The organism is Frankia sp. CcMO1 (assembly GCF_977945845.1).
On the sequence record NZ_CDWTMG010000261.1, the window covers coordinates 1 to 6434 of the forward strand.

General features: G+C 66.1%; 8 protein-coding genes and 1 pseudogene. 3 read left to right on the forward strand and 6 right to left on the reverse strand.

Translation table 11 applies throughout. The annotated features are described in order from the left end of the window. The 5 genes and pseudogenes from AC08OU_RS21255 to AC08OU_RS21275 form a co-directional block, all read right to left on the reverse strand. On the reverse strand, positions 1-830 hold an 830-nt coding region (locus tag AC08OU_RS21255; protein WP_476605624.1), incomplete at its 3' end, for an AraC-like ligand-binding domain-containing protein. Positions 831-1017: 187 nt separating this feature from the next. After that, on the reverse strand, positions 1018-1485 hold the full coding sequence (locus tag AC08OU_RS21260; protein WP_476599003.1) for a transposase: 468 nt from the start codon (positions 1483-1485) through the stop codon (positions 1018-1020). Further along, positions 1412-1846, reverse strand: a pseudogene (locus AC08OU_RS21265) (transposase); the annotation flags it as partial. The pseudogene AC08OU_RS21265 and the gene AC08OU_RS21260, both read right to left, overlap by 74 nt. Then, on the reverse strand, positions 1747-2067 hold the full coding sequence (locus AC08OU_RS21270; RefSeq protein WP_476599005.1) for a hypothetical protein: 321 nt from the start codon (positions 2065-2067) through the stop codon (positions 1747-1749). The gene AC08OU_RS21270 and the pseudogene AC08OU_RS21265, both read right to left, overlap by 100 nt. Before the next feature lie 147 nt (positions 2068-2214). Then, on the reverse strand, positions 2215-2703 hold the full coding sequence (locus AC08OU_RS21275) for a 2,4'-dihydroxyacetophenone dioxygenase family protein (protein WP_462188529.1): 489 nt from the start codon (positions 2701-2703) through the stop codon (positions 2215-2217). 227 nt (positions 2704-2930) lie between these two features. Between AC08OU_RS21275 and AC08OU_RS21280 the strand changes: the two genes are divergently transcribed. Both AC08OU_RS21280 and AC08OU_RS21285 read left to right on the forward strand, forming a co-directional pair. Then, complete coding sequence (locus AC08OU_RS21280; RefSeq protein ID WP_476599007.1) at positions 2931-4088, forward strand: PucR family transcriptional regulator; 1158 nt, start codon at positions 2931-2933, stop codon at positions 4086-4088. 171 nt (positions 4089-4259) lie between these two features. Then, positions 4260-5546 carry an MFS transporter gene (locus AC08OU_RS21285; RefSeq protein WP_476599009.1) on the forward strand — a complete coding sequence of 429 codons (1287 nt, stop codon included), beginning with the start codon at positions 4260-4262 and terminating at the stop codon, positions 5544-5546. 186 nt (positions 5547-5732) lie between these two features. Here AC08OU_RS21285 and AC08OU_RS21290 read toward each other — a convergent pair whose 3' ends face one another. Then, entirely contained in the window at positions 5733-5879 is a 147-nt protein-coding gene (locus AC08OU_RS21290; RefSeq protein WP_476599011.1) for a hypothetical protein, read from the reverse strand. A 218-nt stretch (positions 5880-6097) separates the two neighbouring features. On the opposite strand from AC08OU_RS21290, the gene AC08OU_RS21295 reads away from it, so the two are divergent. After that, a partial coding sequence (locus tag AC08OU_RS21295) for a hypothetical protein (protein ID WP_476605625.1) occupies positions 6098-6434 on the forward strand: 337 nt, incomplete at its 3' end.

Here is a 6434-nt window from a genome sequence, read left to right on the forward strand (position 1 = left end):
ATGCATGATCCCTCGATCAGGTCCCGGCGGGCTCGTGCGAGTCGCTGGGAGCGGACGGCGGCGCTGTAGCTGTTTCCTGTCGCGGCGAAGCCGCGCTGCAGCGTGCGGACAGACACACACTGCGCAGCGGCCGCCGCAGCGGCACTGACGTCGCGGTGGCCAAGGTTTCGAGCTATCCAGCGTTCCACTGCGAGCCGCATCGCTTCCCCAGTGATCGCATTCGTGAACGTGGCCTCGGGGCGCACCGCCGCGGCCACCAACTCCAATGCCGCGTTGCGGGCCGCCGTTATGGTGGGGGCGGGAATCTCGTGCGGGAGGCTGGCAAGTGAGGCGATATAACTGCGCAACAACCTGATCGCGGGAGCGTTCACGTCCACCACGAGGTCGGCTTCCAACCACGGGCTCTCCAAGACCTCTTCCAGCGCCACCCTCGGCATTACCAGGGTAATTTTGCGGAAGTGCTCAACAACTTCGAACCGCATCCTTTGCGTGCTGTTCCAAGCCACGAAGCTGCCCGGAGTGACAACAATCTTCTTGTCCTCGATGGCAAGCCGTTCAGTCCCAGCGGTAGCGAAGAAGATCGCAATATTTTCCTCGCTGGTCCGGCTGATCAGACTTCGACTACGTTCACCCCTACACGGATCACATGCGATATCCAGCAGCGCGATGTCATCGAACCAGCGACGCTCAATCGAGGCACGGTAGGGTAATTTCCCTGGAGGAACATCAGTGTGGAATGGCGTCACCGTGCTGCCCAGGATCTCCTCCCAGCGTCCAGGACGGTCGCGATGGGGTACATCGACAAGGTCGTACATCTCGTAGGTCCGCATGATGACCTCCTACCGGGAACCTGGGCCGCCGCGCCTGCAAGCATAAGCGGCTCTACGGGGACGTAATGAAGTAACAAATACGTGATCGAGAGCATCATCGCAGGTCACAGGCCTGTGGAGGGTTCGAAACGCGCAAGTTATTTCATTTCGACTCCTACGCAGTTCACCGGGAGTCGTAGCTGGCCGGTTATTGGACGTTGGGGTGGGTGGTGGCGGGTAGCCAGTCGGGGCGGCTACTTCGGGTGGTGGCGTAGCTGGCGCGGCGCTGCTGGTTCGGGACGTTGCGCAGGCCGAAGGCGGTGCGGTAGACGAGCTTGGTGACCCGGTTGACGGCCTCGGCGGCGTTGGAGAGTCCGAGGAGGATCGCGGTGGCGATCTCGTTGCGCCAGTCGAAGATCCTCTCGGCAAGGGTGACGACCTCGGGGACGTCCTTTCCGAAGGTCGCGCAGTAGCCGAGGAACCTGGTCAGGGCCCTGGCGATGTCGGTGCGGGGTGGTCGCGACGCCGGTGCGGGCCGGGGAGAGCGCGAGCAGGTCGAGCAGCAGATTCTTGGCGTTCCAGGCGGTGCGCAGCGCGTGGGCGGCCTCACCGTCGAGGTCCTCGAGAACCGTGAAGGTCTCGAGGATGCGGCGGCGCCCGCGGTCGGAAAGCGCATCCGGGCCCCACAGCAGCCGGTCTTTGATCGTGTACTCGGGGTCGGTGGCACGGCCGCGGCGGTGGCGTAGCTGGTGGCTGACACGGCGGCGTACGTCACTGACGGCCTTGTTGCCGAGCTGGGCGGTGTGGAACGGGTCCACGGCCAACTGGGCGTGCGGGAGCGCGGCGCAGGCGACCGCCTTGTAGGTCGTGGACATGCCGATGGTCACGGCGCTGATCCGGGCACGCCAGGCCGCGGGCTGGGCGAGGATCCAGCTGGTCACGGGCTTCGGAGCCCTCCGCTCGACGACCCAAGCAGACCCTGATCGCCGGCGGAGTCGATGAGCACCGTCTGCCAGCGGTCGGCGTCGGTCACCCACGCCCCGGTGAGCGGGTCGCGGTGGAAACGCGGCGAGCCGCGCCGCTGGTCGTCGATCCCGAGCACCGACACGTCGGGCAGCGCCGCCCGCAGCGACAGCCGGTTCGCACGGCCGACGCCCGCCGGCTGTGCGAACCGGCCGACGCCAGGTCGCTGACCTGGCCGTTCGTCATCGGCGGGTGTGTCCCTTGCCCCGAGCCCTGCACGGTCACACCCCGTCACAGCAGGCGGTCACTGAACGCTGGTGTTCAAACACGGCTCACGGCCAACCGCGTAGGGCCGCATAAGCAGTGGAAAGACGTGCGGGAAGCCCAGGTAAGTCGCGGTAGTGGAGTCCACGCCCGTGGTGTACGAGTAGCGACCGACTGGCTACGAAAGGGCGAAGCTGGTCAGGTCAACCGGGATGATCCCGTGCTTCCTGCAGTACTCGTTGTATCGCTCGGCGAACGTATGGGCCTGCTCGATGCCGATGATCTCGTCGTTTGGGCCGAGGAAAGCAATAGCTCCTTCAACCGAGATGAACACCTCGATGCCCTCGTCAGGCTCCACAATGAACGTGTGCCTGCTGTTGGCGACCTCGTACACGAAGTCACCCGGCCCCGACACCCAGGCGTGCTCCGCGTACCGCCATTTCCCTCGAATCGTGTAGACAAGCACGCGACCATAATGGTCATGCACACCCAGCGAGGCTCCCCCCGGCGCCCGCAGAAGCATTTGTGTCTCGCTCTTGACCAGATCCACATGAAGGATCTTTAATTCCACCTCGTTCGTGTAAGGCGTGAACGGAACCCACGGAAGATCGTCGACTCCCGTGTGCGTTGGAGCGAAATGTTGGAGGGGATTGACCAGTGTCGTCATCTGCGTCTCCTCGGGAGATTGGCGTCGATCCCTGCCTTCGGAATCGTCTGGATCCGGCGGGGAACGGCCGGCTAGGCGAGCGGTAGGGTTTGATTCTGGACCCACCAAAAGATCCGAGATAGAACAGCGGTGACAGATCCCTGAACACGCGCGACAAGCACGGGTGCCACGCGCGCCGTTGGGGCGAGGACCGGGGTGCCGACGACACCGCCGGGCAGGATAATCCCATGATGATGCGGACGTCCGACGACCGTGTGCGAGAACTCACCGCTGCGCTGGAACGCGACGAGGGACTGGTGGATCCCACGATCGAGCGTGTCCGGCGCGAGATCCCGGCCTATGAGGTGGTCCCGACCGAGGCGCTGGTGACGAGCATCCACCGCAACGTCGTGCTGGCGTGCCGCACCCTGCGGGCGGGCGTCGTGCCGCCGAGCTCGGAGATCTGGCAGGCCGAGCGCACAACGCTGGAACGGCTCCAGCAGGGCGTGCCGATCGAGGACATCATGGGCGGCTTCCGCATCTGCATAGCGAGCATCCAGGACCGGCTGGTGGATCGCGCCCAGGAGTTCGGGGTCGACCACCCCGAGTCGCTCACCCTCACCTCGCTGCTGTGGAAGCTGAGTGACGTGTTCTCCGCTCGTGCGGCGAGCGCCTACCGCGAGTACGGCCTGTCGCATGCGGTGGCGGACCGAAGGCGCAGGGACGAATGGCTCGCCGGGCTGCTCGCCGGCACCCTGTCGCCGACGCAGATTGAGCAGGGGTGCATCCGCTACCACGTGCGGCGCGACACACACCTGCGGGCGGTGTGCACTGCCGCCTTACCGGAAGCGGAGCTGGACCAGGCCCTCAACCTGATCAACCAGGGATGCCGGCGCAGCAACGTGGTCCTGCTCCTGGTGCCCTCCCAAGGCCGGCTCGTGGGGATCGTGTCGGGGCTGCCACCCGCGGTCCCGGGGCTGCTGGTCGCCGCCGGGCCCGAGGGGCCGCTGGACCGGGTCGCGACGTCCTTCTCGGTGGCCAACGACGTATTGGCCGCGGCCCGACTGCGCCACAACGAGGGCGTGCACACCCTCGAGGGCCTCGGCTGGCGGGTGGCCGTGCCGCGCGCGGCGGACGTGACCGCACTGATGCGGGCCCGCTACCTCCAGCCGCTCCGGGGCACCGGTGCGTTCGGGGAGGAAGTCGTCGAGTCGCTCCGCTGCTACCTGGCCAATGGCCGTAACATCCCGCGGACCGCCGAGGCGCTGCACATACACGTCAACACGCTGCGCTACCGGTTAGCCCGGTTCGAGGAGCTGACCGGGCGGTCCCTGGACGACACCGACACCCTGGTGGAACTGTCCTGGGCCTTCCACGCGGAGACGGCAGCCCCGCCGGTTTCGTAGCCGCCTACGAAGCAAGGGGCGCCACGTTGGCATCCCGCCCGTAGCCTCCAATGTGTCGCACGCCACATCCTGTTGGGAATCCGTACCCGCTATCGGGCCCATCAGAGCTCGACGTCCCGAGCTGGCGGTCTCGGCCGCCGCCCAACAGGGGAGCAACCCATGACCGCTTCGATGACAGCAACAACCGGCCTCCGAGAGCGGACCAACCATTATCGGCAGCTCCTGGCCGCTTCCGTCGGCAACGCCGTCGAATGGTTCGACTGGTACATCTACTCGATGCTTGCGGTGTACTTCTCCACGCAGTTCTTCCCGGCCAGCCCGGGAGGCAGCCTGGTGCCGCTGATGTCGACGTTAGCGATCTTCGCCGTCGGATTCTTCGCCCGCCCGGTCGGATCGCTGATCCTCGGGATTCTCGCCGACCGGATCGGCCGCCGCAGGACGCTTAGCACCACGATTATGGGCATGGGCCTGGGCAGTCTCATCATCGGGCTTGCCCCCACCTACGAGCAGGTCGGGGTCGCCGCCCCGGCGCTGCTCCTGCTGGCCCGGCTGATCCAGGGCGCCTCCACGGGAGGCGAGTATGCCGCGGGAAGCGCGTTTCTCATCGAGTCCGCACCGGATGGCCGTCGGGAGCTGTACTCGAGCTTCTTCTACATCAGTGCGACCTCGGCCAACCTGGCGGCGATCGGAATCAGCGCCTTACTCGCCAGCACGCTGGACTCGCAGAACATGACCAGCTGGGGCTGGAGGATCCCCTTCCTGCTCGGCTCGGTCGCGGCCGTGGTCGGCATGTGGATCCGGACGCACGCCAAGGAGACCCTCACCAAGACGGCGGACGAGCCGGCCGGTGCCCGTCGTGCCGACATGTTCGAGTTCCTCCGCCGGCACCCCAGGGAATCCCTCCAGGTGTTCGGACTGACCGCGGCCCCGGCGCTGGTGTTCTATGTATGGACCGCCTACCTGCCGACGTACGCGAACATCACGGTGGGCTCCAACCTCAAGCACGGCCTGCTCTCCGGTGTCGTCGCGCTGACCATCTTCCTCGCCCTGCAGCCGGTCTTCGGAGCGATCTCGGACCGCGTCGGCAGGCGGCCGATGCTGCTCACCTTCGGCACCTTCTTCGTGGTCGGCACGGTTCCGATGCTGGCCCTCCTGGACGGCTCGACCACCAGGCTGCTCCTGGTCCAGATCATGGGGCTGGTGTTCCTCGCCTGCTGGTCGTGCATCTCGAGCGCGGTGGTCGCCGAGCTGTTCCCGGCGCGCCTGCGCAGCTCCGGTATCGGGTTCCCCTATGCGCTCTCCGTCGCCCTCTTCGGCGGCACCGGCCCCTACGTCGCCACCTACCTCGTGGACATCGGCCACCCCGCCTCCTTCGGCTGGTACGTCACCGCCGTCGCCCTGGTCAGCACCGTGGTCTTCAGCCGGCTCCCCGAGACCGCGCACCGGCCCCTGCACTGACCGACAGGAGACATCGCCCGCGGGTCCGAGAGTCTGGATCACGCTGGCAGAGAACGACGGTGGCTTCCACCGCGGTGATTTCCACCGCGGTGGAGAGGCTGTCGCATCCCTACAGCCGTCGGAGCGGCTGAACTGTCACCGTCAGAACAGCTACGGCCAGAACAGTTACGGCCAGAACAGCTACCGTCAGGAGGCCGTCTGGCCGTCGGCCAGACCCGCGATGGCCACGCTGACGGCGAGAATCCGGCGCGCGTTGTCGACGTGCAGGTTCTCGATCAGCCGGCCGTCGACGGTCGCCACTCCGCGGCCTTCGCGTAGTGCCTCCTCCCACACCCGCACGATCTCCGCGGCCTGCGCGACCTGGGCCTCGGTGGGTGAGAACGTGCGGTTAGGGGACGTAATGAAGTAACAAATACGTGATCGAGAGCATCATCGCAGGTCACAGGCCTGTGGAGGGTTCGAAACGCGCAAGTTATTTCATTTCGACTCCATAGTGGATGTCCTCCGCCCCCTGGACCTTGGGCACCATCACCACGTCGAGATTCTCGCCGATGGCGGGCACGAGCGTGAGCAGGTCGTCGAGCCCCCAGGGTGAGTCGAGGCTGTTCAGACGGATCCAGAACTGTCTCATCGAAGTCCGCGCCGTCGACGATCTTTATCAGGTTCTCCCTGGCAACGATCTTGTTGTCCGCCCGGACGCCGTCCTCGAGGTTCCCGAGCAGCACGTCGACCCGGGGGATGATCTGCGGCAGCTTCGCCGCCATCTTCTCGTTGCTCGGGTCGAAGACGTGAATCATCCGGGACGGCCGCCACGGGATCTCGCGAGGCGGGAGTGGCGCCCCCACGGCGAGGGGAGCGAAGAAATCCTTGGCGCTGCGCATGTGAAGT